Genomic DNA, 26,476 nt, shown 5'->3' with positions numbered 1-26,476 from the left:
GTGCTTCCTAATGAGAAGCCGGACGTTTTTTGTGTAGGAGCAGCTGCTGTTCAATAAATGAGAGGAGCTGCTGACTTGATTGTCCCTTTGAATATTGGTTCCATTCCTCAGCAAAGGTTTTGATTCGTTCTTTATTGTTTAATGCGTTTAGGTGCAAAAGCTCCTGCAAGAGCATGTCTTGAGTGACGCAAGCCTTACCAGGAATGATGTCTTCATACCGGTCGACTAAGCCGCGTTTCTCCCGATAAGTGTCTAAGTCATAAGTGAAGAACAAGACAGGCTTTTCGAGCAGTGCATACTCAAACACAATGGACGAATAATCTGTCACCAGGACATCACAAGCACAAAGCAATGGATAGAGCGGCTGATCGGACACATCAAATATCCATTCACCGTCAGTTTCTGCTTTCGCTAAATGTTTGACCGCAGGATGAAGCTTGACGAGCAGAATGTAATCGCCATTCAGCTCAGTTTGCAGCTGCTCTTTTGAAAAAGGCAGCACAAGACCGTCCATTGCAAAGTCTCGATAGGTCGGTGCATAGAGCAGGATCTTTTTCCCTTTTGGAACATCATTCAGCTTCAAGGAAGGCTGGTGCTGTTCATAGTACACATCCGTCAGTGGTACACCAGTTGGTAAAAAGCGTTCATCTTTGACCCCAAACGAGGTCTTGAAAATCTCACGCATGTGATCTGAGCCTGTCACGATGTAATCGAAAGACGCATAGACGCGTTTGAAGCGTTTGATATCACGTGGACTCCTGTCAGAATTTGAAGCATCTTCAAGCCCGAACTTTTTCAATGCCCCATTGGCATGCCAAACTTGAATACAAGTTGTAGAAGGCCGTTTTCTTAGCACACTCGTCATGAGAAAGTAATTATCCGTCACGACAACCTTGCTTTTAAACATCGTATATATACATTGAATGAGATGGAGAGGATTTTTTTCATGAAAATAGCGAAATGACAGATGAGGCCCGTCCTTTTCTATCGCAGAAGCATGCTTCGTATAGAGGATAGTGAGCTTCATTGTCATGTTCGCCTGTTGTTGATAAGTATGAATGAGAGCAGCCGCATTCTCTTGGAATGAAACAAGCAGCGTCACCTGGTTTTCACGAGGTTTCACGCCGCTCATCAGCCATCCAATGAAAGAAATAAAAGCTGCGTAACATGAAATCATCATTGAGCGTATATTCATCATTTATCAGTCTTTCACAGCTGCTTCGTCTGATCCTTTACCTGCTCAGGATAGTAACGTTTTTTTCCTTTGTTTTCTTTCAATACGGCAAAAGCGTACTTAGGAATATTGAGCATTCGTTTCCATCTCCATGGATTCACAATCAATCTGTACAGCCATTCTGTATTTGTCTTAATCATCCAGCGTGGTGCACGCTTCACCGTTCCGCTAAATACATCAAAGCTTCCGCCTAAACCGATGCAAACAGCCTGCGGGAATAAATGGCGGTATTCGTAAATAAAGTTCTCTTGGTTTGGATAACCTAATGCAACGAACACCATATCAGGTTTCGAGCGCGCGATTTGCTTCGCTACGAAACGTTTATCGGCTTGATAGCCGTCACAGCTTCCGGCGAGGACCACATTTGGATATTCCGTATCAATTCGCTGTTTCACAGCCTCAAGCACTTCTTTTTTCGCACCATATAAAAAGATTCTTTTAGACTGCTTGTTTGCTAGGTCAAGCATAGACATGAAGACATCAAAGCCGGCAATTCTTGACTTAAGCGGACTTTGGGTCATGCGGGACATCAATACGACGCCTACGCCATCCGGCAGTACATAATCCGCAGATGAGACGACTTGATGGTACGCATGATCCTTCATGACGGCATAGCCTATCTCTGGATTGACAGTCGCAATCATGGCGCCTCTTCTCTGAGAAATATGATGCTGGTTCATATAGCTGATAAATTCATCTAAGTCGCCGTTTACATAAGAAAGGTTAGAGACCACTTCTGTTTGCATTGTTTAGACCTCCTTTTTAACTTGTTATCTATGAACGTTCATTGTAAATTCATTCTTCGCCTACTCATCATTTTATCACAGATGCTCCACGAAATATTAACAATAACTTTACAAACCTTTAAATTTCATGACATTTTCATCATTTCATCTCGACGATCCTTTGTGAAACATTGATTCTTCGGACTTTTCCTCCTGCGCCCAATAAATTGGAAATAGTTTGTCTTTACATCCGCTTAACGTTTGGTGGGCGCTGTGATATAATGAGGTTCCGAAGAGCGAATCGAATATCACAGAATTACGGATAAATTACTGCACGAATGCAGTCGAATAAGGATTGAAGAAAGGAGTTTATGTTTGCAATGAAGAAAGTTATTACTTACGGTACATTTGATTTATTACACTGGGGGCACATTAAGCTGCTAGAACGTGCAAAGCAGCTCGGAGATTACTTAGTGGTGGCCATCTCTACAGACGAGTTTAATTTACAAAAATCTAAAAAAGCTTATCACAGCTACGAGCATAGAAAGCTGATTCTTGAAACCATTCGTTATGTAGACGAAGTCATTCCAGAAAACAGCTGGGATCAAAAAGTCCGTGACGTGCAAGAGCACGATATCGATGTGTTTGTCATGGGAGATGACTGGGAAGGTAAATTCGATTTCTTAAAAGAACATTGCGAAGTCGTATACTTGAAGAGAACAGAAGGCATCTCGACAACACAAATTAAGGAAGAAATTGCGGGACTTTAATAGATCGAAAAAAAGTACTTCTTATCTTTTGGTGAGAAGTACTTTTTCATGTAAAATACAATGAGCAAGTCATCATTATTTTTAAGGAGAGCTTCCTTTGTTTCAAAATTGGATGAAGAAAAAAGTTGAAGACACATTGGATCAATCTGAACAACATGAAACAATGGCATCAATGGACGTGCCTGATATGGACTATTACTTTATTATGGGTGATGTGCCAAAACAGGATGAGAGCTTAACGAAATCTTTAAAGGCAAGAATTAAGCCTTTGGCTGATCAGCATAAACGTACTGCAATTTTAACTTTAAATTACGATGCAAATGTGAAAGAACGTATTCACAGCTTGGAGGAGACATTTCCTAACCAAGTGGACATCTTGAATGTATTTGAACACTATATCTTACCGGAAAGCGGAAGTAAAAGACGTTACTCAGAATTTATTGCCGGTGAATCATCACATCAGATCAATGAAGCTACTTTTCCAGAAGGTGCATCCACGATTCAAGTGACGAGATATGAATTTCCTTCTTCCCCCATTTGTTATATTGATCAATATAATGAAGAGCAGCAATTAGTGAAGAGGGAAGAATACAATTGGCAGGGCATTTTGTGCAGAGTACAAAGCTTTGTTCCACATTCAGGTGCTCTATACTTAGAGGAATTAATCAATGACGACGGCAGCATCTATATGGAGATCATTTATCCTGGTGATGCAAAAAAGAATCCAGTTCGGCATATTAATTGGTATAAAAAAACAGGAATTCAAACATTTACAAAGAAGACGGATATTAAACAATTATGGCTATCCAGCATTCAATCACAAAATGACCGTTTGAAACTGATGATCACAGAGGACCGTGATCAAGACCGCCACCTGTTTAAAATTGAGCAGCCTGAAACAACTTATTACGCTGCATTTGTGCATCACGCACATTATGAAGAAGATCTGCATCAAGTCAATTCTCAATATGGAGAATTATTTAAACAAATAAGAAAACAGCAAGTGGACGCTGTCTTTTTTGGGGATACTAAACATAAAGAAGATGTCGAAAAATTATTGGGAGAACAAGCCTATTTTTATCTTGTTCCTTCTGACGAAGAGACTGTTTGGAATACGGCGATTCATCATATGCTCGAAAATCGTGAGCATAAAGATGAACTGAGAGGGATCGTTGACAGCATGAAATGGGTCTTGCGTGATCTAAGCTCTGAGCATCATGTTCTTCACCTTCAACTTGAGTTAAAAGATGAAATGAGTCATGCGGATCATGTGCAAATTGATTTCGCAGGATATGATCGAGTGAATGGAGCTGAAATCATCTCTCAAACAATCGATGAGAACCATCAAGTCAGCTTCCCAATCGGCCATTTTCAAACAAAGAAAAACATTGAAATCAACCAAACGAAATTTGTGGATTTTTACATTCGTTTTAAAACAGAAGAACTTCAAGAGGTTTTGCAGCGTCTAGAAATAGAAGGTGAGCTGCTTACGAATAAACCATCATCGATCGATGGATGGTCATATCAAACGAAACAAGGAAACTATTCATGGAAAGTAAAATAGTGATATAACACAACGGTAAGATTTCTGAACAGAGGAGATTAACGATTAATGATTGAAGAGGGAATTCATAAGAAGAGTGTCGTTGAAGGGTTAAAAAATCACCATGAGAAACTAGAAATGCTGATTCGCATCAACGATGACATGCCATTAACAGATAGAGAATTTTATTTGTTTATGAGGGAGAGAGTTTCGAAACAAGAACTTTTCCTTCCGCTTGTTCATCAAGAAGAGAATCTATTCAAATTGGTATTGAATGAAGCATCGCTGCCGCTTGCGTTAGAGCAAGGCCAGACATATAACTTGTATGTCACAGACTATTTGAGCACAAACAAAGAAGAGGATGAGGACGAGCTTGAGGACTCGGCTTATGATTCTGATTCCGAAGAAGAGGAAGAAGAAGTAAAAGAAGCGGATATCAATACAGATATTGAATCTGAAGAGAAAACGTCAAACTATAAACGCCGCTTAAAAATGGAAATAGAAAAGCCTGAGCTGACTTTTTTAGAAAATAAAGACGCCATGCTGTGTATCATTCCATACCGTACAGACAAAGGGAATGCTTCTTTGAAAATCAAGCGTGAGCTAAAGGTTGTGAAATTCAATCATATCGAGCTCAACAAAGGGTATATGTTATCTTTATCCGGGTATGCAGGTGTACTAAGTGCAGAACATCCGTATGAGATCAAAGAAGCAAAGCTTCTATTGAAGAAAAATGGTGAAGAACCAATTGAACATCGTTTTCCGGTCAATATCACCCATATAAAAGACGAAGTGATCGAATACCGTGATGATCAACATGTACCACAGCTTTATCAATTTTTAGCAGAAGTCCCTTTAGAGGAATTGACCTATTCATTAAACAAACGCTTTGTATATCGCTTCTATCTTGAATTTATCTGTGATGTAAACGGAGCAGAGGAAACATTAACAACCACTTCTTTAGTGCTTGGAGACCGCTCGAACAAACTCAAAGGACTTGTTCAAATTCATAAACGAAACGATGTACCGATTCGATATGAAGTGTACCGAAAGAAAAAAAGACAAACGCTTGGCATCCGTATTAATGATTACACAATGAAAACACGTGCCAAGTATTACGTCAAAAGCAAGTGGAAGAAATTCAAAAAGAAGATCAGTAAAATCAAAAAAGTCCGTAACCGCCTTGTGACAAGAACGTTTAAAACGACCTTTAAACTGGCGAGTAAGCTGTCTGTGAAAAAGAAAACGGTTGTTTTTGAAAGCTTTAATGGAAAACAATTTAGTTGTAACCCGCGTGGGATTTATGAGTATATGAAAGAACATCACCCTGAATATACGATGATCTGGAGCGTTAAAAAGGGTCATGAAGCACCGTTTAAGGAAAAAGGCATCTACTATATCAATCGTCTGTCATTGAAATGGATATTTGCGATGGCAAGAGCCGAGTATTGGGTCGTAAACAGCCGTTTGCCGCTATGGGTCCCCAAGCCAGATCACACAACATACTTGCAGACTTGGCACGGTACGCCGTTAAAACGGCTGGCAATGGACATGGACGAGGTGCATATGCCTGGAACAAACACGAAGAAATACAAAAAGAATTTCACAAAAGAAGCATCGAATTGGGATTATCTCATTTCTCCAAATGCCTACTCGACTGAAATCTTTACACGTGCATTCCAATTTCAAAAGACCATGATTGAGTCAGGATATCCGAGAAATGACTTCCTTCACAATCAAAACAATGAAGAAACGATGAGAGCACTGAAACAAAAAATGAACCTGCCGCTCGATAAAAAATTGATCTTATATGCACCGACATGGAGAGACGATCAATTTTATAAAAAAGGGCAGTACAAATTTGATTTAGACCTTGACCTGCATGAGATGAGAGCTGCTATCGGAGATGAGTATATTATCATTCTGCGTATGCACTATCTAGTTGCTGAAAACTTTGATTTAGGGCCTTATGAAGGCTTTGCCTATGACTTCTCTCATTACGAAGACATTAGAGACCTTTATATGATTTCAGATCTGCTCATCACAGATTACTCATCTGTGTTCTTTGATTATGCAAACCTCAAACGTCCGATGCTGTTCTATGTGCCAGACATTGAAACATATCGTGACAAGCTCAGAGGCTTCTACTTCGACTTTGAACAAGAAGCACCTGGACCACTTGTGAAAGAGACAGCAAGTGTCATTGACTGGGTGAGAGAAACAGAACAGCCAGACTTTACACTACCAGAATCATTTGCACCGTTTTATGAGAAATTCTGTTACTTAGAGACTGGAGAATCTTCGAAGCGGGTCGTGGAAGTAGTGTTTTCTGAAAAATAGTTTAAAAAGTACCGTTCTTCGCTTAGTAGAACGGTACTTTTTTGTTTTTTTTATTCCATTGTACACATATTTAAATGTAATGGTAAAAATAAAAAAACATAGAAATTTAACAGTAAACATGCTAAATTTAGATAAGATTATCCGGTACTGTAAAAATGCTGAAAATAATATAGAGGTGCTTCAATGTACAAACTTTATCATAATTTTATTGAAATTCTTAATTTAGATGAACAAAAGTTAGTGTTATATATTGATGACATAGAGAAGTTATGTACTTTTGAATTTAAAGAGCTAATTGTAAACGAATCAAAGAAGATTTGTGAAATTAATGTTAAGGATCAGATGATTTTTGAATCTTCAATAGATCATTCTAATGAAATGATCTATCTCTATTCTAAGGATCAGAACTTGTATATTGTCAAAGAAAGCTCTGACATCCTTCAATCAAATCAAATACATCCTATTGACATTAACAATCAATCTGAAGATATATATGTCAAACAATTAGGGTTAGACCGCTATGGCTTATATAGAGGCGAAGAGGAACTGTTATTATTCTCAGGGCTGCTGAACGTTGATGAGATCAATCGGAATTATAAAATGGATTTGAAGATTCACGGGGCAGAAAGAAGATTTGTAGACATCTCCTTTATCCAATATAGTCCCTTCAACTTTGTTGTTACGTATGATTGCCAAAATAAAGAACTAAATGTAAGGAAAATTTTGTTTGATGTGATGCAGGAACATAAAGATATTGAAGTGACTGTGAATAATCGTAATCAAATCAAAATTTTAAATAAGGTGACTGAGCAAAAGAAAATCGTCAACTTTAGACTTGTTCCTAGATATCAGCCGCTCAAAGTTTTTGGTAAAGATACATTAGAGCAATTCAAAGAAGATAATATCCTCAATATTTTGGTGATTAATAAACAAAGGTATTACATATATGTAAGAACGAATGGTGTTTACTTAGTAAGAGGAAACCCTTATCTTGTTACAAAACATACATCAAGACTACGTATTTTTAGTTTGTTTAATAGCTTTTATGTTTATGGAAGACTGACACATTACGCGTATAATTCAGACCAAAAGTATGAATATCTGTACATTAGAAATTCTGATCATCAGGTGGCGAAATTTATAAGACCATTTAGAAAGATCAAATTCTTAAAAAGGTATGGTTTCTTTAAAATTTCGTTAAATGATCTTGACTTAGACAGCAGAATCCATAATAACTTATTCGTTGGAAATAATAACCGAATTATCCATAGTTTAAGGCTGAAAAAAAGAGATAAAAAGGTGAAAACATATATCACGAAAAAGAATGGGGACAAGCTTCAAGTACTAAGAACAAATCTATTTGGAAATGTGACATCTACCATTATTCCTTATTCACAGGAATATTCTTTATTTAGTAAAGTAAAAATAAAAATAGCGAGTATCTTATCATCATTCTATAAAGACAAGAATTATCATGTGAATTTGTTTTTTGAGAAAAAGAGTGATAAAGCAGATGAATCCGCTATTAGAGTGTATGACTATGTACAAGAGAATTGTCAAACAGACTCAAGAAATTACTTTATTCTTAATAAGAAATCAAGTGCTTATCCGGCACTTAAAGCTAAGTATGGAAAGGGAATCATTCCGAAATATAGTCTGAGACATTATTTAAGTATCTTCAATGCCAGCTATTTTATTTCAAGTGAGTTATCTAACCATGTTCTGAACGATAGATTATATATTGATCATCTTAGAGAGAGAATTATGAGCGTACCACTTGTCTTTTTGCAGCATGGAATAATGTTTGCGAAACCAGTTGATAATCCAATGGCCTTTGGATTCCATAAAGACAAGAACCAATATAATATTTATAAATCAGTCATCAGTTCTGAACTAGAGGCTGGTGAATTCTACAAAATGAAATATGACCGTGAGGATTTGATTTTGACAGGCCTCGCAACTTTTGATCATGCCAAATTAGTAGACGGTGCAGATAAGATCGCCTTTATGCCAACTTACCGCTATTGGGAAGAGGGGCTAATATATACAAATAGAATCGAAGAAACATCTTACTATAGAGTTCTGATTAAAATCATTAAAAGCTTTGAAGAAGCAGGTCTTCTTGATCGTCTGTTAATTGTACCGCATAACAAATTTTCTCAGTACGTTTATCAAAACCTGCCTCAGTATAAACATATTATTTCTGATAATCCATCAGAAGCGCTAAAAGTATCAAAGGTGTTTATCACTGATTACTCTTCTGCTATTTATGATGCACAATATAGAGGAGCATACCCTATTTTTTATTGGGAAGAAAAAGATTACTTGATTAGACAGTATAAAGCGATTCCTCCTGTAAACGAAGAAAATGCACCAGGACCGATTGCATATAATACTCAAGAGCTGATTCGTATTGTCAAACATGCGATTGAGAATGAGTATGTCGTGGAAGATGAATATAAAGAAAAATACTTGAAAATTAACAGCTTTAACGATAATCAAAATACGAAAAGAATTACAGATTTCTTAAAAGAGCATCAAATTATCTAATGTCTTATGCCCCCTGAATCTATGATTGAAAGGATTCAGGGGTTTTTTGTCTTCTAGTTTGACGTGCATGACTTTTGTTATAAGATGAAATGTGCATCGTTATCTGTTACAATTATGAGCGGTGCTTTTTAAAAAAGTAATCCCAAAAACTTATATCTAAGGAAGATTAGAATGAACGCAATGTTGACGATACTAAAGGAGCAAATCAGCTCTTTTCCGCTGATTATGCGACTTGCTGTTTATGAAACAAAATCAAAATATCAGATGAATTATTTAGGTGTTTTATGGCAGTTTTTAAATCCATTGATTCAAATGCTGGCTTACTGGTTTGTTTTTGGTATGGGAATTCGCGGAGGACAGCCAATTGTCATTGGCGGCGTGGAGATTCCATTTATCATCTGGATGCTTGCCGGATTAATCCCGTGGTTCTTTATTAGTCCGACCATTCTTGATGGATCAAACAGTGTGTTTAAACGCATTAATATGGTATCGAAAATGAATTTTCCGATTAGTGCGCTGCCGTCTGTGGTGATTATGTCCAACTTGTTCAGCTACTTTGTCATGATGGGCGTCTATTTGATTGTGCTGATTTCCTATGGCATCTATCCTGACGCACATTGGCTGCAATATATATACTATCTTATTTGTATGATCGCGTTTATGTTTTCGTTTAGTTTGTTTAATTCCACGATTAGCGTACTCGTGAGAGACTATCAATTTCTTTTACAATCCGTGACACGATTACTTTTCTTTTTGCTGCCGATTTTTTGGAATATCTCAGAGAAGCTCACTGGAGACAAAGCGTGGATTGGGGACATATTAAAATTGAATCCTCTTTTCTACATTATTGATGGTTTTAGAAATAGTTTGTTAAAGGGAGAATGGTTCTTCCATGATGTCAAATACACACTTTATTTTTGGCTGATCACGCTTCTTCTTTTAACAGTCGGTTCATTGCTTCATATGAAATTTAGGGATAAATTTGTCGATTTTCTTTAAAAAGTAAGGAGATTATACGATGAAACTAAAGGTTTCGTTTCGAAACGTATCCAAGCAATACGTCCTATATAAAAAGCAGTCAGATAAGATTAAAGGGCTGTTTTTTCCTAATAAAAATGAAAAAGGTTTTTTTGCTGTCCGTGATGTGTCCTTTGATGTCTATGAAGGCGAGACAATTGGTTTTGTAGGGATTAACGGGTCTGGAAAATCGACAATGTCGAACCTTCTAGCGAAAATCATTCCACCGACAAGTGGTGAAATTGATATGGACGGCCAGCCTTCGTTAATTGCCATTGCTGCAGGGCTGAACAACCAATTAAGCGGAAAAGACAACATTCGTTTAAAGTGCTTAATGATGGGGCTGACGAATAAAGAGATAGACGAGCTTTATGAAAAAATCGTAGAGTTTGCGGATATTGGTGACTTTATTGACCAGCCGGTTAAGAGCTATTCAAGCGGAATGAAATCACGCCTTGGCTTTGCCATTTCAGCGCATATCGATCCAGATATCCTGATTATTGATGAAGCACTGTCTGTTGGAGACCAAACCTTCTATCAAAAATGTGTGGACCGCATTACAGAATTCAAGGAACAAGGAAAGACGATCTTTTTTGTCAGTCACTCCATTAGCCAAATCCAAAAAATCTGTGATCGGGTGGCTTGGATGCATTATGGTGAGCTTCGTATGTTTGATGATACGAAAAAGGTCGTGAAGGAATATAAGGAGTTTGTTGACTGGTTTAACAAGCTTTCCAAGAAAGAGAAAAAAGAATATCAATTGAAACATAAAGAAGGCCGCAAAGGCGTACAGAAGACAGAAAAGGTGTCTCGTTATCAAGAGAACGGCAAACGGCGTTCATTGTTTGGCTCCGCATTTCAAGTGACAGTTTTAGCGGTCTTAACGCTATTGCTAGCCTTATCGATGTTTTCAGATCGCCCGCTTCGTACATTGGCGACATTTGGCGCAATCCCATCAGATAAGACAGAAGCGCCTCAGTCGAAGAACCCGCAGACCAAAGGAGCACCTGATATGAAAATGGTGGATCAACAGCTGATAGTCACGGCAGATCCACTTATGGTTTACAAAGACCAAGCCATGAAAAAAAAGGCCGATGTCACTTTGCCATTTGGACTAGAAGTACAGGCTGTGGCTGAAAATAAACAAACCGTTCAAATTAAAACAGCGTCAGAAACGTATTTTGTTAAACCTGCTGCGCTTCAAAATGCAGAGGAATTAAAGTCATTATCTATTAGGCCAGGACAGTTTAATTCCTATGTATCGCCTGCATCGGCAGGTTCGTATGAGTATTTACTTTCTTTCCTTGGAAAAGAAGAATCTGTGCTGAAACAGAGAATGCAAACGCTGAGTTCAGTGAAAAATGACCAAGGAGATACGATTGAGCGATTGACCACAGAGAAAACCGACTATGTCATTCAAAATGGTCAGGCAAACACGATTGTGTTTCGCGGCATTATGCCAATCTCTCCTTCCACACTTGGGCTGACAGAACAAAATGTCTGGATGAATGAGAAACGAACAAAATTCGCAGTGAAGGGCGAAAACAACCTGTTTGTCATTGATAATGAACAGCATACACTGACTATTTCAGTCATTAAATAAAAAAGCTGCCGATGCCGGCAGCTTTTTTTAATTCACTTCTTCTTTTTCGAGAAGCTGTTTCATAAATGGAATGAGTTTCTTTTTCAATTCTTCATCCTGAAGAGCAAACTCAAGCGTCGTTTCAATGAAGCCTTGCTTCTCGCCGACATCGTATCGTTTTCCTTCGAAATCATAGGCGAAGACGCGCTGGATGTCATTCAGCTTTTGAATGGCATCTGTCAGTTGAATTTCTCCGCCTGCACCAATCTCTTGCTGATCGAGGTACATAAAGATCTCTGGCGTGAAAATGTAGCGCCCTAAGATGGCTAGGTTCGATGGTGCTGTTCCTTGCGGCGGCTTTTCAACAAAGTTTTTGACTTGGTAGCGGCGTCCTTCTTGTGTAAGAGGATCAATGATCCCGTAGCGATGCGTATCGCTGTCTGCTACTTGCTGAACACCGATGACAGATGAAAGGGTTTTTTCGTATTCATCCATCAGCTGGCGAAGCCCAGGCGTTTCGGCTTGCACAATGTCATCACCTAATAAAACAGCAAAAGGCTCATCGCCAATAAAGTTACGTGCGCACCAAACGGCGTGTCCAAGTCCTTTCGGCTCTTTTTGACGTATGTAATGAATGTCAGCAATGTTAGAGGATTTTCTCACTTTTTCTAAAAGCTCGCTCTTTCCTTTTTCCTCAAGGTTGCGCTCTAACTCTGGTGCAAAATCAAAATGATCCTCAATGGCTCTTTTTCCTTTTCCGGTGACGATAATAATATCTTCGATTCCTGATTCAACAGCTTCTTCAATAATATATTGAATGGTTGGTTTATCAACGATTGGGAGCATTTCTTTAGGCATCGCTTTTGTTGCAGGGAGGAAACGTGTCCCAAGACCTGCAGCTGGTATAATGGCTTTACGTACTTTTTTCAATGAACTTTGCACCTTCCTTACATAGATAACCGATTTCATATTTCAATGTTTGTTCTTGGTCGTCTGTTTAAAGTGTAACTTACAAATCATAGGAAAGACAAATGATTTCACTAAAATGACTTTTAGATAATTCATATTTTATATGTTAAATGTAAAGGTAAGAGAAATTTAACGTTAATTCAATGTAAATTTCTTTTTTTATATCATTAATTTTATCCTCCCAATTGTGTATAATTGAAAGTACTATACTAGGAAAGAGGCATAAACAAGTGAAAAAACTAAATGTAATGACTATTTTCGGTACTAGACCTGAAGCAATCAAAATGGCACCACTTGTCCTTGAACTGAATAAACATCCACAGATAAATTCGATTGTTACTGTAACAGCTCAGCATAGAGAAATGCTTGATCAAGTCCTTGAGGCTTTTTCTATTACGCCAGATCATGATTTAAACATTATGAAGCAGCGCCAGACATTATCTGAAATCACATCAAATGCACTCTTGAAACTAGATCAACTATTTCAAGAGGAAAAACCTGATATTGTCCTTGTTCATGGAGACACAACAACAACCTTTGCAGGAAGCTTGGCCGCATTCTACCACCAAATTCCAGTCGGTCACGTTGAAGCGGGTTTAAGAACACACAATAAATACTCGCCGTTCCCTGAGGAATTGAACCGACAAATGACAGGTACGATTGCCGATATTCATTTTGCTCCTACAAATGAGGCAAAGCAGAATCTTTTAATTGAAAATAAAAAAGAAGAGACGATTTGTGTGACGGGGAATACTGCGATTGATGCGTTGCAAACAACGGTTACAGAGCAGTATCAACACCCTATTTTAGAGAAAATAGGCACAGATAAAATGATTTTGTTAACGGCTCATCGCAGAGAAAATCTCGGCCAGCCGATGAAAAACATGTTTAGAGCGATTAGACGTATTGTAGAAGAGTTTGAAGATGTTCAGGTTGTATATCCTGTACATTTAAACCCTGCTGTTCGTGATGCGGCTCAAACAGAATTCAGTGATCTTGATCGTGTGCACTTAATTGAGCCGCTTGAAGTCGTTGATTTCCATAACTTCGCTGCTGCCTCACACTTTATATTAACGGATTCTGGGGGTGTCCAAGAGGAGGCGCCTTCTCTAGGGAAGCCAGTATTAGTTCTGCGCGATACAACAGAACGCCCTGAAGGTGTGAAAGCTGGCACGCTGAAGCTCGCGGGTACAGATGAAGAGACCATTTACAACATGGCAAAACAGCTGTTAGTCGATCAGAAAGAGTACGACAACATGTCGAAGGCGTCTAATCCATATGGTGATGGACAAGCGTCAAAACGAATTGTCGAAGAGCTTCTCCATCGTTTTGGATTAAGTGAAGAAAAACCAGTTCCATTTCAATCATAAAAAAAGAAGACTACATTTCTGTAGTCTTCTTTATTTACTGCTCCAAACTTTCCTTCAATTCCTTCTTCACATTGGCAAGACTGCTGTCATCAAGCTGGTAGTAATAAATGTTATTGATACGTGTGCCTGATCCTTTCAGCTCGTGCTGCTCCACATGCTGTCTTGCATCACGATAATCATTCATCATCATCCACATATCGTCAAATGACATGTTTGTCTTCATATTATTTTCCACGACTTTGAACATATCGCCGAATTTCGTAATAGATGAAATGTTGGCACCTTTTGCAATGATTCCTTCAATGACCTGGCGCTGTCTTTGCTGACGTCCGAAGTCACCCTTTGGATCTTGCTTTCTCATTCTTGTGTAGGCAAGGGCTTGATCGCCATTCAGGTTAATTTCTCCTGTACCAAATGAATGGCCGTCATAGCTAAATGCAAACGTGCTATTTACTGTAATACCGCCAAGTGTATCAACAATATCCTTGAAGCTTTCCATATTGACTTTAACGAAGTAATCAACAGGTACATCAAGCAGTTCCTCTACAGTATCTGCTGCCATTTGTGTACCGCCAAATGCATAGGAGTGGTTGATTTTATCCATTGTGCCTTTTCCGACAATCTTCGTATACGTATCACGCGGGATGCTCACCATCTCGGTCGTTTTTGTTTTCGGATTTACTGTCATGTATATTAATGTATCTGCACGGCCTCGGTCATTTTTTCGTTCATCGACACCCATGACTAAAATAGAAATCGGGTCTTTCTTACTTAAATCGACATCTTTGTCACGCTTATCTGACTTCTTTAAATTTTCTTGAATGCCTGCGACGGTCGATGCTGCTGTGTTCCAAAGATGATATGCGTATCCGCCAGTTGCTAATACGAATAAGCCAATAATCGATAAAACAATCCAAAGAACCTTTTTCTTCTTTCTTTTTCTTTCAGCTCTCATAATGTCCCTCACCTTTTCTATGATTCTTCCATGATTATAGGTTTACGAATCTTGATAAACAAGTTATTTTTTTACTCTGAACCTAGATATAGACGTTGTAACAAAAAAAAGGTTTCAAAAAACCTTAAATTTACCTTAAAATAATAACTTATAAGACGATACAAAGACATGAGGTGAAAAAAATGAAGAAAATCGTCGTTTTACCGTTCTTAATACTGCTACTAGGTATCGTGCTCACAGCATGTGGAACGGCCGAGCAGTCCTCAGGAGAAAACAAGACAAGCAGTTCAACTCCTCAGGTACTGGAAGAGAAAGCTGAATTTATTGGAATGGCTGATGCACATACAGTCGAAGTGAAAAAAGTGAATACGACCCTAAGCTATGAATTTACGGATAATTTTAAAGATGTGTTAAATGAATTTAAACCAGGAGACACAGTAGAAATCTCTTACTTTATTAATGACAGTGGTCAAAAGGAAATCCAGAAGATTGAAAAACAGAAGTAAAAAAGATGGGCGGGATGAACAAAATTGAAGAAAACAGGCGTTACACTAATCGTTCTCATGATACTGACTCTACTAGTTGCACCCTTTCAGTCTGCCATGGCAAGCACGGCAATTTCAGTGAAATTGTCTAATTATATCGGAAACAAAACAAGTATGGATATCTCAACAACTGGGGAATACAAGCTATCAGGATCAAATGTTGCTGTGACAAAAAGATATGACGGCAAAAATAGATACGAAGTAGCCAACAGCATCGCTTCTGCTGGCTGGAAAAACCCATCAACTGTTGTCATTGTCAGTCGTGATGCATTTGATCATGCAATTTCTGTATCGCCGTTAGCATACAAACTGGGCGCACCTATTTTGTATACGAATATTGAAAAACTGACGAAAACAACAGAAAACCAGCTGAAGAAAATGAAGCCGGATAACATTCTGATTGTCGGAAATACGAAAAGCATTTCAACAGCTGCTGAGAAGTCTATTAAAAAGTATGGCAAAGTCAGACGTATTAGTGGAAAAGATAAGTTTGAAATCTCCCAAAAAATCGCAAAAGAAATGGGTAACTATAAGCAAGCTGTCGTTGTCGGCGGGAACTCATTTATGAATGGGATTGCCATTGCATCCTACGCATCGAGAAAGGGATACCCTATCCTGTTAACAAAAAAAGATTCCATTCCGTCTTATAGAATGCCAAGTAAAGTGATCATCATCGGCAGTACGAAAAGTACTGGACAAAAAGTTGAAAATCAAATCAAAAAAACCTCACAGGTGACAAGAATCAGCGGGGCCAATCGCTATGAATTATCTGTGAATATTATAAAGAAATTAAATATTAATGCAGATAAAGTTTATTTGGCAAAAGCCTCTAGCTATATTTATGCGATGCCGCTGTCGCAATTGGCTGCAAAATCTAACAGTACGGTTGTGTATGTGAAACCCGATTCTGTCACAGCGTCTTTAAAAGCACTGCTGAAGGAAAAAGGTACATATGCTTATCATCTTGCTGGCAGCACAAGTGCAATTAAAGATAGCTTGAAAAATTCATTAGCCAAACAAGTCTATCTGAAAAAAAATCAAAACTACCAATTGAATATTTCTAACGGAAAAATTTCATTAAAAGGCATAAAAACGTATAACACAGTAAGAGTTGTTCCTGAGAAATATTCAACAAAAAATGTCCTTCAAATTGCAGGAAAGCCGTATTTAGGCAGCGTAAACTTTGCAATTGAATCAGGGTATATCAGGCCGACTCTCGAAAATATTCCATTTGAAGACTATTTAAAAGGTGTAGTGCCAAATGAAATGCCTGCAAGCTGGAATGTTGAAGCGTTAAAAGCACAGGCGGTTGCCGCTAGAACGTATTCGGTGAAAAGTATTGGAAAAGTCGTCCCTGATACAACAGCCTTCCAAGTATATGGAGGATATAACTGGTACACAAATTCAACAAAAGCTGTCGATGCTACAAAAGGAAAGGTTCTGAAATACAACAATCAGCTTATTTCAGCAACCTATTACTCTAGCAATGGCGGTTATACAGAGGCAAGTGAAGAAGTATGGGGAAATGCACTGCCATACTTAGTGGCCAAAAAGGATCCAAAAGATCCAGTCAATCCATGGACACTGAAACTTTCTAAGAAACAACTAGGCACGACATTGACTGCCAGCACAGCAGCATCTGAGTGGTCTAAAGCAAAAGAGACAAATGCAGCTGACCTTGCAGGCCTGAAATCATGGCTGCTCAAAAACAAAGAAACCGCTGCATCTGATATGAAAATCGCATCCATCTCAAGCCTGACGTTCTCAGGGAAAACAAAAGGCCAGCGAGCGAAGACGGTATCGATCAAACTGACATACCATCTGAAAAACAAAACAGGCACATATTCGGTAAACAAAAGCACAACGGCAAGTATGAAGATGACCGAGTTTCGATCAGTCATGGGCGCAACAAAGGTGAAAAGCACGTTTGCGTCAGTCAAAAACAACACAAATGACTTCACGATTTCAGGAAAAGGATATGGCCACGGCATTGGTATGAGCCAATACGGAGCCAAAGCGAGAGCGGAATCTGGAAACTCATATTCTTCCATACTCTCGTTCTACTATCCAGGTACAAAACTAACAAACTATTAAAGGGTAAAAGGAGGACTTAGAAGATGCGCTCAATGATGAAAACAGCCATCCTCAGCCTCATCGCCATTTTCGTTATCGTTCCAACAGCCTTGGCAGACAATTCAGTCTCACGAATTGATGGCGGGAGCAGATATGCTGTAGCGGCAAACGTAGCGAAAAAAGGATGGGGAACTGCAAGTACAGTCGTTTTAGTAGGGAAAACTGCGTATGCAGATGCAACAGCAGGAATTCCACTTGCATACCAAAAAAATGGACCAGTTCTTTACACAAACAGTAAAAGCCTTTCGGGTGATACAAAAAAAGCCTTAACTTCATTAAAAACAAAGACGGTGATCGTTTTAGGCAGCACATCAAGTGTGTCAAACAACGTGGTCAACCAAGTGAAGAAAATGGGCATCTCCACACAGCGTATTTCAGGAAAAAACCGATATGAGCTATCTGCCAATATCGCGAAAAAAATGAAAAAGCCAGCAGGCGTCGTTGTCGTTGAGGGTTCTTTCTATGCACATGGGATTGCGATTGCACCTGTAGCAGCTCAAAAAGGATTCCCAATTCTATACACAGATAAAAAGGGACTTCGTTCTGAAATCGCTTCTGTTGCAAAAGCAAGCAATGTGAAACAAACCATTGTAGTCGGCGGAGAGAATTACGTCACAAAAGCAGCTTATAACCAATTGAAATCACCAACGCGGATCAAAGGCTCGACTCGTTATGATGTCGCGGCAAATATTGTGAAAAAGTACAATATGAGTGTCAATAATACCTATGTAGGAAGAGGATTTGGTTACGCCACTTCATCTTCTGCTGCAGGCATTGCAGCGAAGCAAAACAAAGCATTGCTTCTAACGAATGAAAAGACGCTGCCAAAAGTAACGAGAGCAACAGTGAGCAGTAAGAAAATCACCAAATTTACTGTCGTAGGCAGTACAAATACAGTGACACCAACTGTTGTGAACCAGCTGAAAAACCCGGCTGTTGGTAAAAAAGTATTCATTGATCCAGGTCATGGTGCGCATGATTCAGGAGCTGTAGGATACGGATTATATGAAAAGAATTTGAATTTAGATGTAGCAAAGCGTTTAAATACGAAATTAAACAACGCTGGTGCACTTGTGACCATGTCAAGAACATCAGACACATTTGATAGTCTTCAAACACGAGTGAGCAAAGGTGCGTCAGCAAATGCAGATATCTTTATCAGTGTCCATGCGAACTCAAATGATAACAGCAGTGCAAATGGAACAGAAACGTATTATGACAAAACCTATGCGGCTGCAAACAGCCTGAAGCTGGCGCAAAACATCCAGCCTAAAATGGTCAGCGCACTAGGTACAAGAGACCGTGGTGTGAAAACAGCTGGCTTCTACGTCATTAAATATTCTAAGATGCCGAGCGTTCTTTTAGAAACTGGTTTTGTTTCCAGTCCAGTTGATTCAAACATCTTGAAATCTGCTACGTATAAAGATCGATTAGCGTCAGGTATTTCAAGCGGTGTGTCAGGTTATTTTAGATAAGAAAACACAAAACTGAGGGGTGCCTCAGATAGGCTGCTCGAGAACGTACTCGGCAGCCTTTTTTCAAAAGTTCATGAAGCTCCTGGGTGAAGAAGGGTTCAAACCAAGGAGGTTGACTTCATGCGTTTTGATATCAAATGTATGTTACTGATTGCTGTTTCACTATGTTTATATACACCATCCGTTTTTGCCCAGCACGCTGTAACGAGGATAGAAGGAAGCAATCGATATGAGGTGGCTGTAAATACCGCGAAAAGGGGCTGGCAGGAAGCGCCTGCCGTTGTTCTTGTGGGCGGTGATGCTTATGCAGATGCCCTGAGTGCTGTGCCTTATGCTTACCAGCAAGGGGCCCCAGTCCTGTTAACGAATGCTGGCAGTCTTTCAGGTGCTGTAAAGACAGGGTTGCAGCAGCTGAAAACGAAGCGTGTAACGATTCTTGGCGGGACTGCGAGTATTTCTGAAAAAGTCGTGAAGCAGCTAAAAGCGATGAATCTATCCGTTTTCCGTATTCAAGGAAAGAACCGCTATGAATTGGCGGCAAATGTGGCTAAGCACATGAAGAGTGCTAGTGCGGCTGTCGTCGTGAATGGTTCTGCTTATGCTGATGCTGTCGCGATTGCTCCGTACGCTGCCAAACAAGGCTATCCCATTTTATTAACAGATGCGAAAGGACTGCGCGAGGAAACAGCCAATCTATTAAAAAACAAAGCAGTCAAGCGGACCATTGTGATCGGCGGAGAAGCAAGTATCAATAAAACTGCTTTTCAAAAGCTTCCCTCACCAGTCAGAATAAGCGGAGCCAATCGGTATGAGGTGGCTGCCCAAATTGCTAAAACGTATCCAATGAAGACAAGTCACACATTTATGAGTCATGGGTATGCCTATGCAGATGCAGCCGCTGCGGCAAGTATAGCAGCGAAACAGGGACAAACCCTTCTTCTCACAGATGTTCAAACGGTGCCGGATGCTATCAGAAAAGTCATTGGGGCCAAACAGATGTCAGCATTTTCTGTGGTAGGCGGAACATCAACCATTCAATCAAATGTCATCACACAGTTGAAAAATGCGGTGTTAGGCGAAACAATTTTTATTGATCCAGGTCATGGTGCGCAGGATGCTGGAGCGGTAGGGAATGGGCTGCTTGAAAAGAACATCAATTTAGAAGTAGCATTAAAGCTGCGGTCAAGGCTTCACCAGGCGGGTGCCCTTATTGTCATGTCGAGAACTTCTGATACATTTGACTCCTTGCAGACACGTGTCAGTAAAGGAGCCCAGGCAAGTGCTGATATATTCATCAGTATCCACGCCAACGCAAATGATAACAGCGGTGCGAATGGAACAGAGACGTATTATGATACAACATATGCGGCTGCTCATAGTGTCAAGCTGGCACAACAGGTGCAGCCCCGAATGGTCAGTGCCCTTGGAACAAAAGATCGCGGAGTGAAAACAGCAGGGTTCACGTCATCAAATATTCCAGAATGCCGAGTATTTTGCTAGAAACCGGCTTTGTAACAAGTCCAATCGATGCGAGTATTTTAAAATCTACCGCTGCAAAGGATCGGCTGGCTTCTGGAATTGCAACGGGTGTGTCCAACTACTTTGACGTAAAATGAATCATGAATGATGTGTCAAGTTAAAAATACATTTTATTTTTGGTTATGTTTGTTATAATTGAAACATAGAAGGTGAATGGTTTACACATAAATCTTCAAACGACAGCAAACCGACAAATCATGAAGAGGTGACGATCTTGAAAAAATTAATCACAATGCCGTTTCTAGTATTGCTTCTAGGAGTATTGCTCACAGCGTGCGGCACAACAAATCAATCAAGCGATAACAAAAAGGATGACAGCAAAAAAGAAACAACTGAAGCAGCCGATCAAAACAAAGATAAGGCTGCGGACGAAAAATCAGAAGATCAATCATCAAATGAAAAAGCAGATGATCAAAGTAAAGAAACAGCTGCTCAAAAAGAAGAGCCGGCAAGTCAATCTGATGAAGAGGCAAAAGACAGCTCAAGCAAAGAAATTACAAAAGAAGAACCTGCTAAAGACCAATCAAAAGCTGACTCAAAAGGTGACTCTAAAACAAAGAAAGAATCAACGGCTAGTAAGAAAAATGAAATCACCAAAGAAGGCACATATGTCGGTTTGGCTGATGGACATACAATTGCTGTCAACATTGATGGAAAAGAAGTAGCTATTCAATTCGGAAATACATTTTCTAAACAAGTGAACAGCTTAAAAGAAGAATCAAAAGTAAAAGTAACCTATACAAAAGATGCAAACGGAACACTTCGATTAAAAACGATCGAATCTGTAAAAGCAAAATAAAGAAAAGACCCGGAGACCCGCAGAATTGCGGGTCTTTTTTACGTTCAAAAGGGCATAACTTGATATAAGTGCACATTCTTAACACAGTTTTACAAGACTTAACAGCGCATTTACATTTGCTTAATGTTGCTCTGCTAAACTGACTTTCATAGAACATCTCTTTACACAACAACTACTTTGAATGGTGAGGTGCAGGTCAGTGAGTGCAGAGAAAGCGATGAATCTTTACAGAGAATATGAAGTGAGACGAAATCACTCTTTTGCCTTAACAGAACATATGGTTCGTTATTTATTTGCAAAACGTTTCATAGATTTAATGTTCTCGTTCATCGGATTGATGTTGAGTACGCCAATCATTTTGCTGTTTGCTCTTTTGATTAAGCTGGAAACACCAGGGCCAGCCTTTTATATGCAGGAAAGGGTTGGGAAAGACGGTGTTTACTTTAAATTATGGAAGCTCAGATCGATGAGAACTGACGCAGAAAGCGGAGGAGCGAAATGGGCTCAAAAAAATGACCCTCGAATTACCAAAGTGGGGGCATTCATCCGTAAAACAAGAATTGATGAACTTCCGCAATTTATCAACGTGTTAAAAGGAGAAATGAGTATCGTAGGCCCTCGTCCAGAAAGACCGATGTTTACCGCAGAATTTAATCGGACGATTCCAGGCTTCACAAAAAGGTTGGCGGTAAAGCCGGGGCTGACAGGTCTTGCTCAAGTAAATGGCGGATATGAAATGAGTCCAAGTGAAAAATTAACACATGACTTACAGTATATTCAAAACTTGACATTTTCTCTCGACACGAAGATTATGGTAAAAACGTTAAAAGTCATCATGACTGGTGACGGAGCCAGATAAGTAAAGTAGGGAAGAGAAATGGCAAGTATGAAAAAACGCATGCTAGGCGGGGCAAAATGGACAAGCTTGTCCGCATTGATCATCACCATTATCCAAATCGCACAGTTCGCCTTTTTAGGGAACGTGATGACACTCAAGGAGTTTGGACTTGTTGGCATGATCACAACTGTCACAATATTTACGCAGATTTTACTAGATCTAGGAATTGGGGCAGCAATCATTCAAAAGGAACAAACGACAGAACGTCAATTATCTACATTATATTGGATTAACCTGCTCACAGGGATTATCTTGTTTTGTCTGCTCATTCTGCTAAGCCCAATGATAGCCGCTTTTTATAACCGGCCAGAGCTAGAAGGTCTGCTCAAGCTATTATCGATCATGTTTCTGATCGCACCGATTGGCCAGCAGTACCAGTATATGATGCAAAAAGACTTAGCCTTTAAAACATTAAGCACCATTGAAACCATTGCAACCATCATATCGCTGCTCGTTTTACTCGTTTTCGCCTTCTTCATGAATCCGATTATCGCCTATGTCATTTCTCAAGTGCTGCTGCAATCAGGAAAAGGTCTCATGTATGCAGCGGCTTATTGGAAGAAGTGGCGTCCAGCACCTGTTTTTGCATTAGGAGAGGTGAAGGAATTTTTCTCATTCGGTGCATTCCAGCTCGCATCCAGACTGGTCAACCGAGCAGGATCGAATATCGACATGATTTTAATCGGCCGGTTTCTTGGAGCGGAAGCGTTAGGTATTTACAGCTTGGCGTATCAAATTGTAACAATACCCGTGCTGAAGATAAATCCGATTGTGACGAGAGTGGCTTTCCCAGTTTTCGCAAAAAGTCAGCGGGATCACTCCATGCTGCGAGAGGGCTTCCTAAGTATGACGAATATGCTCGCATTGGTTAGTTTTCCATTATTAATCGGCCTTGCTGCCGTATCAGACAGCTTTATAGAAGTCGTGTTTGGAGAGAAATGGCTAGTAGCGGTTCCGGTTCTAAATATATTGTGCATTGTCGGCTTGCTGCGTGTGCTGATGAATCCAAACGGTTCAATACTTCTTGCAAAAGGGAGAGCGGACTTAGCCTTTTATTGGGATACGGGAATGCTCATCGTGTATGGCTGCGCATTATATGCAGGTGTGACTACAGGCAGTCTGCTCACAGTAGCTTGGATCTACTCAGGTGTCAGCCTGCTCAACTTTATTGTCGGCAGATGGCTCATGGCATATGTCATTCAGCTTGATATGAAGGTGTATTTAAAATCACTTGGAAAACCTGCTGTCATGACGCTGCTCATGGCTGTCTGTGCGGTAGCTTTACATCAAGGGATGAAGCTGACGACAGCAGATATTTCACTTCAATTACTACTGACTGTTTGTGTCAGTGCTGCATTGTATGGCTTGCTGCTCATCAAAATGTATCCGCAGGCTGCAGGCAAATTATTGAGAAGAGGTCGTTCGTCATGAAGGTGTTATGGCTGACAAGTGTATATCCTAGTGAAAAACATCCGAGTGAGGGCGTGTTTCATGAAACGCAAGTGCAGGAGCTGCTCAAACAAGGAATAGAAGTGACTGTCATTTGCCCAAATCCAGTGAATCCACCGGTTTTACGGATGCTGAAGGCATCCTATCGGCAGAAAAGGGATCTGCCTGAACAGGAAGTGAGAAGCGGAGTGACAGTTTACAGACCGCCTTATCCAGCGCTCCCAGGACAGCTGAAATGGGCGCAGCCGAGTAAACGAATAGCGGCTTCCGTTCTCAGAGCAATGCAGCGTCATCAGCTGTCACCAGATTTTATCCATGCGCACTTTGCCATGCCGTCTGGCGGAGCGGCGGCTGTTATTCAGAAAGAAACGAAAATCCCTTATCTTCTGACCTTGCACGGCAGTGATGTGAACGTATATCCGAACTATAGCAAAGGGGCACAGGCAGCCTTTGAAACGGCGGTGAGGCAGGCATCTGCTGTTCTGACAGTGAGTGAGGAGCTGGCTAAAAAGACAAATGAGATGACGAAGGTAGAAGCAAAATGTCTTCCGCTTGGTATTCCGCTCCGATCATTTTCCAGAACGGAAGAAGGTCAAGAAGGCATCAGAAAGCACTTAGGTTTACCGCTTCAAGATAAGCTCGTTGTTTTCGTCGGGCGTTTAGTGAAAGAGAAGGGCTTGCTTGAATTAGCTGATGCTGTCAGCAGCATGGATGGAGTGAAAGCAGTCTTTGTTGGAAAAGGGCCCCTTGCAATGGAGCTCACAGAACGGGCGGGAGCATCTATTATACTCCCAGGCCAGGTGCCGAATGAGCAGGTGAGAGACTACTTAATGGCAGCTGATCTGTTTGCACTCCCTTCCTACAGCGAAGGAATGCCAACCGTCGTTCTAGAAGCGCTCGCTTTAAAGGTACCTGTCATTGCAACAAGGGTTGGTGGTCTCCCATCCTTATTTTCAACCTATCAACACCTGCTCGTTGAACCGCGTTCGACGCGTCAGCTGAAAGAGGCGATTCACGCCTGCCTTTATGAAAACAGCTGGAATGAAGAAGTGAAGAACGTTCTTCATGAAATAGTTCATACAGAATATTCATCAGAACATAATGCGAAGCATCTCATTCAGCAATATGAGAAGGTGCTCAATCAATCAACATCCATCGTTTAAACAAGATGAAATGTGCAAAGAATGATAGATAGATAAACAGCTTGGAACGGACAATATGCTTTTACTGAGAGGATGAAAAATGTTGAAGAAAATTGCTGTGATTGGAACAGGTTATGTCGGGTTAGTATCGGGTACTTGTTTTGCTGATATCGGAAATCGTGTCATCTGCTGTGACATTGATGAATCAAAAATCAACAGCTTAAAAAGTGGTGTCGTTCCCATTTATGAACCAGGTTTAAAGGAATTGATTGAAAAGAATACAGAAGAAGGAAGACTGTTTTTTACAACGAATATTCCTGCAGCTATTAGGGAATCAGAGATTATCTATATTGCCGTAGGGACACCGATGACACCACAGGGGGAAGCAGATTTAACGTATGTGAAGGCTGTCGCTCAAACGATCGGTGAACACATGAATGGCTATAAAATCATCGTCAATAAAAGTACAGTGCCCGTTGGAACAGGCCGTCTCGTTCAAGCCATTGTGGAAAAGGCATCGCGCAGCAAATATCCTTTTGACGTCGTATCCAATCCAGAGTTTCTCCGAGAAGGCTCAGCGATTCAAGACACGATGAATATGGAGCGGGCGGTCATTGGTTCGACTAGCACTCATGCCTCTACCATCATCAAAAGGCTGCATGATCCGTTTCAAACAGAGGTTGTAGAGACCAACTTAGAAAGTGCTGAAATGATTAAGTATGCTGCAAATGCCATGCTTGCCACAAAAATCTCATTTATTAATGACATTGCAAATATTTGCGAAAGGGTAGGTGCTGACGTTGAAAAAGTCAGTGAAGGAGTTGGATTAGACAGCCGAATCGGGCATAAATTTTTAAAAGCAGGCATTGGATTTGGAGGTTCTTGTTTCCCGAAAGACACGATGGCTCTTCTCAAAATTGCCGAAACATCCGGATACCGGTTCAAGCTGATCGAATCTGTCATTGAAACGAACAACAACCAAAGAGCCCACCTTGTCAGCAAATTGATGAGTGTGTTCGGTGATATTAAAGGAAAAACCATTTCTGTCTTAGGCCTCGCCTTTAAACCGAATACGAATGATATGCGTTCAGCGCCTGCACTAGATATTATCCCAATGCTGAGAGAGCTGGGGGCTTTTGTGAAAGCCTATGATCCGATTGCTTATGTAGAAGCTGAACGTGAGCTTGGCCCGCAGGCGATCTTCAGCAATGATCTGTATGAAACAGTAAAAGATACGGATGCCTGTCTCATCCTAACAGAATGGGATGACGTACAGAAGATGGATAAAGACCAGATCAAGCAGCTGCTTCGTTCACCGATTGTAATTGATGGAAGGAATTTGTTTGATCCAGCAGAAATGAAAGAGAGAGGATTTATTTACCAGTCTATCGGCCGCCCGAGTGTATGGGAAGCAGAATTGGTATCGAAGGCACAATAACAG

The 26,476-nt window shown here is 40.1% G+C and carries 19 protein-coding genes and 1 pseudogene; 16 read left to right on the top strand and 4 right to left on the bottom strand.

Features of this window, described 5'->3' with window-relative positions; all coding sequences use genetic code 11:
• Positions 1 to 7 precede the first annotated feature (7 nt).
• Both MHB69_RS16995 and MHB69_RS16990 read right to left on the bottom strand, forming a co-directional pair.
• Positions 8 to 1,198, bottom strand: coding sequence for a CDP-glycerol glycerophosphotransferase family protein (locus MHB69_RS16995; RefSeq protein WP_081338885.1), 1,191 nt, complete (start codon positions 1,196 to 1,198; stop codon positions 8 to 10).
• An 11-nt stretch (positions 1,199 to 1,209) separates the two neighbouring features.
• Positions 1,210 to 1,980, bottom strand: a complete 771-nt coding sequence (locus tag MHB69_RS16990; RefSeq protein ID WP_176967165.1) for a WecB/TagA/CpsF family glycosyltransferase — start codon at positions 1,978 to 1,980, stop codon at positions 1,210 to 1,212.
• 359 nt (positions 1,981 to 2,339) lie between these two features.
• On the opposite strand from MHB69_RS16990, the gene tagD reads away from it, so the two are divergent.
• From tagD to tagH, 6 genes are all read left to right on the top strand, one after another.
• Positions 2,340 to 2,729 carry a glycerol-3-phosphate cytidylyltransferase gene (tagD, locus tag MHB69_RS16985; RefSeq protein WP_008343212.1) on the top strand — a complete coding sequence of 130 codons (390 nt, stop codon included), beginning with the start codon at positions 2,340 to 2,342 and terminating at the stop codon, positions 2,727 to 2,729.
• A gap of 97 nt (positions 2,730 to 2,826) precedes the next feature.
• Positions 2,827 to 4,293, top strand: coding sequence for an alpha-glucosyltransferase N-terminal domain-containing protein (locus MHB69_RS16980; RefSeq protein WP_061110153.1), 1,467 nt, complete (start codon positions 2,827 to 2,829; stop codon positions 4,291 to 4,293).
• 48 nt (positions 4,294 to 4,341) lie between these two features.
• Positions 4,342 to 6,612 (top strand): CDP-glycerol glycerophosphotransferase family protein, encoded by a 2,271-nt coding sequence (locus MHB69_RS16975; protein WP_342495798.1) that lies wholly within the window; start codon positions 4,342 to 4,344, stop codon positions 6,610 to 6,612.
• 183 nt (positions 6,613 to 6,795) lie between these two features.
• Positions 6,796 to 9,162, top strand: a complete 2,367-nt coding sequence (locus MHB69_RS16970) for a CDP-glycerol glycerophosphotransferase family protein (protein ID WP_342495797.1) — start codon at positions 6,796 to 6,798, stop codon at positions 9,160 to 9,162.
• A 171-nt stretch (positions 9,163 to 9,333) separates the two neighbouring features.
• A complete protein-coding gene (locus MHB69_RS16965; RefSeq protein ID WP_024423644.1) occupies positions 9,334 to 10,161 on the top strand; it encodes an ABC transporter permease in 828 nt (275 codons plus the stop codon).
• Positions 10,162 to 10,180: 19 nt separating this feature from the next.
• Positions 10,181 to 11,782, top strand: a complete 1,602-nt coding sequence (gene tagH / locus MHB69_RS16960) for a teichoic acids export ABC transporter ATP-binding subunit TagH (RefSeq protein ID WP_342495796.1) — start codon at positions 10,181 to 10,183, stop codon at positions 11,780 to 11,782.
• A gap of 27 nt (positions 11,783 to 11,809) precedes the next feature.
• On the opposite strand, the gene galU is transcribed toward tagH, so the two are convergent.
• Positions 11,810 to 12,691, bottom strand: coding sequence for a UTP--glucose-1-phosphate uridylyltransferase GalU (gene galU / locus MHB69_RS16955; protein WP_008343198.1), 882 nt, complete (start codon positions 12,689 to 12,691; stop codon positions 11,810 to 11,812).
• A gap of 269 nt (positions 12,692 to 12,960) precedes the next feature.
• On the opposite strand from galU, the gene wecB reads away from it, so the two are divergent.
• Entirely contained in the window at positions 12,961 to 14,100 is a 1,140-nt protein-coding gene (wecB, locus tag MHB69_RS16950) for a UDP-N-acetylglucosamine 2-epimerase (non-hydrolyzing) (RefSeq protein ID WP_342495795.1), read from the top strand.
• Positions 14,101 to 14,134: 34 nt separating this feature from the next.
• Here the strand turns inward: wecB and MHB69_RS16945 are convergent, their stop codons facing one another.
• Positions 14,135 to 15,055 carry a LytR family transcriptional regulator gene (locus tag MHB69_RS16945; RefSeq protein WP_046313060.1) on the bottom strand — a complete coding sequence of 307 codons (921 nt, stop codon included), beginning with the start codon at positions 15,053 to 15,055 and terminating at the stop codon, positions 14,135 to 14,137.
• Positions 15,056 to 15,237: 182 nt separating this feature from the next.
• Here MHB69_RS16945 and MHB69_RS16940 point away from each other — a divergent pair, with 182 nt between their 5' ends.
• The 9 genes and pseudogenes from MHB69_RS16940 (at position 15,238) to MHB69_RS16900 (ending at position 26,473) form a co-directional block, all read left to right on the top strand.
• The gene (locus MHB69_RS16940; RefSeq protein WP_024423640.1) at positions 15,238 to 15,561 is read left to right on the top strand and encodes a hypothetical protein; all 324 of its coding nucleotides are present in this window, start codon (positions 15,238 to 15,240) and stop codon (positions 15,559 to 15,561) included.
• A gap of 24 nt (positions 15,562 to 15,585) precedes the next feature.
• The gene (locus tag MHB69_RS16935) at positions 15,586 to 17,694 is read left to right on the top strand and encodes a SpoIID/LytB domain-containing protein (RefSeq protein ID WP_342495794.1); all 2,109 of its coding nucleotides are present in this window, start codon (positions 15,586 to 15,588) and stop codon (positions 17,692 to 17,694) included.
• 23 nt (positions 17,695 to 17,717) lie between these two features.
• Positions 17,718 to 19,208, top strand: a complete 1,491-nt coding sequence (locus MHB69_RS16930) for an N-acetylmuramoyl-L-alanine amidase (RefSeq protein WP_024423639.1) — start codon at positions 17,718 to 17,720, stop codon at positions 19,206 to 19,208.
• A gap of 120 nt (positions 19,209 to 19,328) precedes the next feature.
• Positions 19,329 to 20,824: pseudogene (locus MHB69_RS16925) on the top strand (cell wall-binding repeat-containing protein).
• 128 nt (positions 20,825 to 20,952) lie between these two features.
• Positions 20,953 to 21,546 (top strand): hypothetical protein, encoded by a 594-nt coding sequence (locus MHB69_RS16920; protein WP_231293933.1) that lies wholly within the window; start codon positions 20,953 to 20,955, stop codon positions 21,544 to 21,546.
• Positions 21,547 to 21,745: 199 nt separating this feature from the next.
• Entirely contained in the window at positions 21,746 to 22,405 is a 660-nt protein-coding gene (locus MHB69_RS16915; RefSeq protein WP_034281119.1) for an exopolysaccharide biosynthesis polyprenyl glycosylphosphotransferase, read from the top strand.
• 18 nt (positions 22,406 to 22,423) lie between these two features.
• Complete coding sequence (locus MHB69_RS16910) at positions 22,424 to 23,875, top strand: MOP flippase family protein (RefSeq protein WP_041115567.1); 1,452 nt, start codon at positions 22,424 to 22,426, stop codon at positions 23,873 to 23,875.
• Positions 23,872 to 25,056 carry a glycosyltransferase gene (locus tag MHB69_RS16905; RefSeq protein WP_120207801.1) on the top strand — a complete coding sequence of 395 codons (1,185 nt, stop codon included), beginning with the start codon at positions 23,872 to 23,874 and terminating at the stop codon, positions 25,054 to 25,056. Before MHB69_RS16910 ends, MHB69_RS16905 begins: the two co-directional genes overlap by 4 nt.
• Positions 25,057 to 25,135: 79 nt before the next feature.
• Entirely contained in the window at positions 25,136 to 26,473 is a 1,338-nt protein-coding gene (locus tag MHB69_RS16900) for a UDP-glucose/GDP-mannose dehydrogenase family protein (protein ID WP_034281112.1), read from the top strand.
• Positions 26,474 to 26,476 lie beyond the last annotated feature (3 nt).

The organism is Bacillus sp. FSL K6-0994 (assembly GCF_038630815.1).
Taxonomy (GTDB): domain Bacteria; phylum Bacillota; class Bacilli; order Bacillales; family Bacillaceae; genus Bacillus; species Bacillus safensis.
Note: the sequence above shows the minus strand (reverse complement) of the source record. Positions and strands in the feature narration are given on the sequence as shown.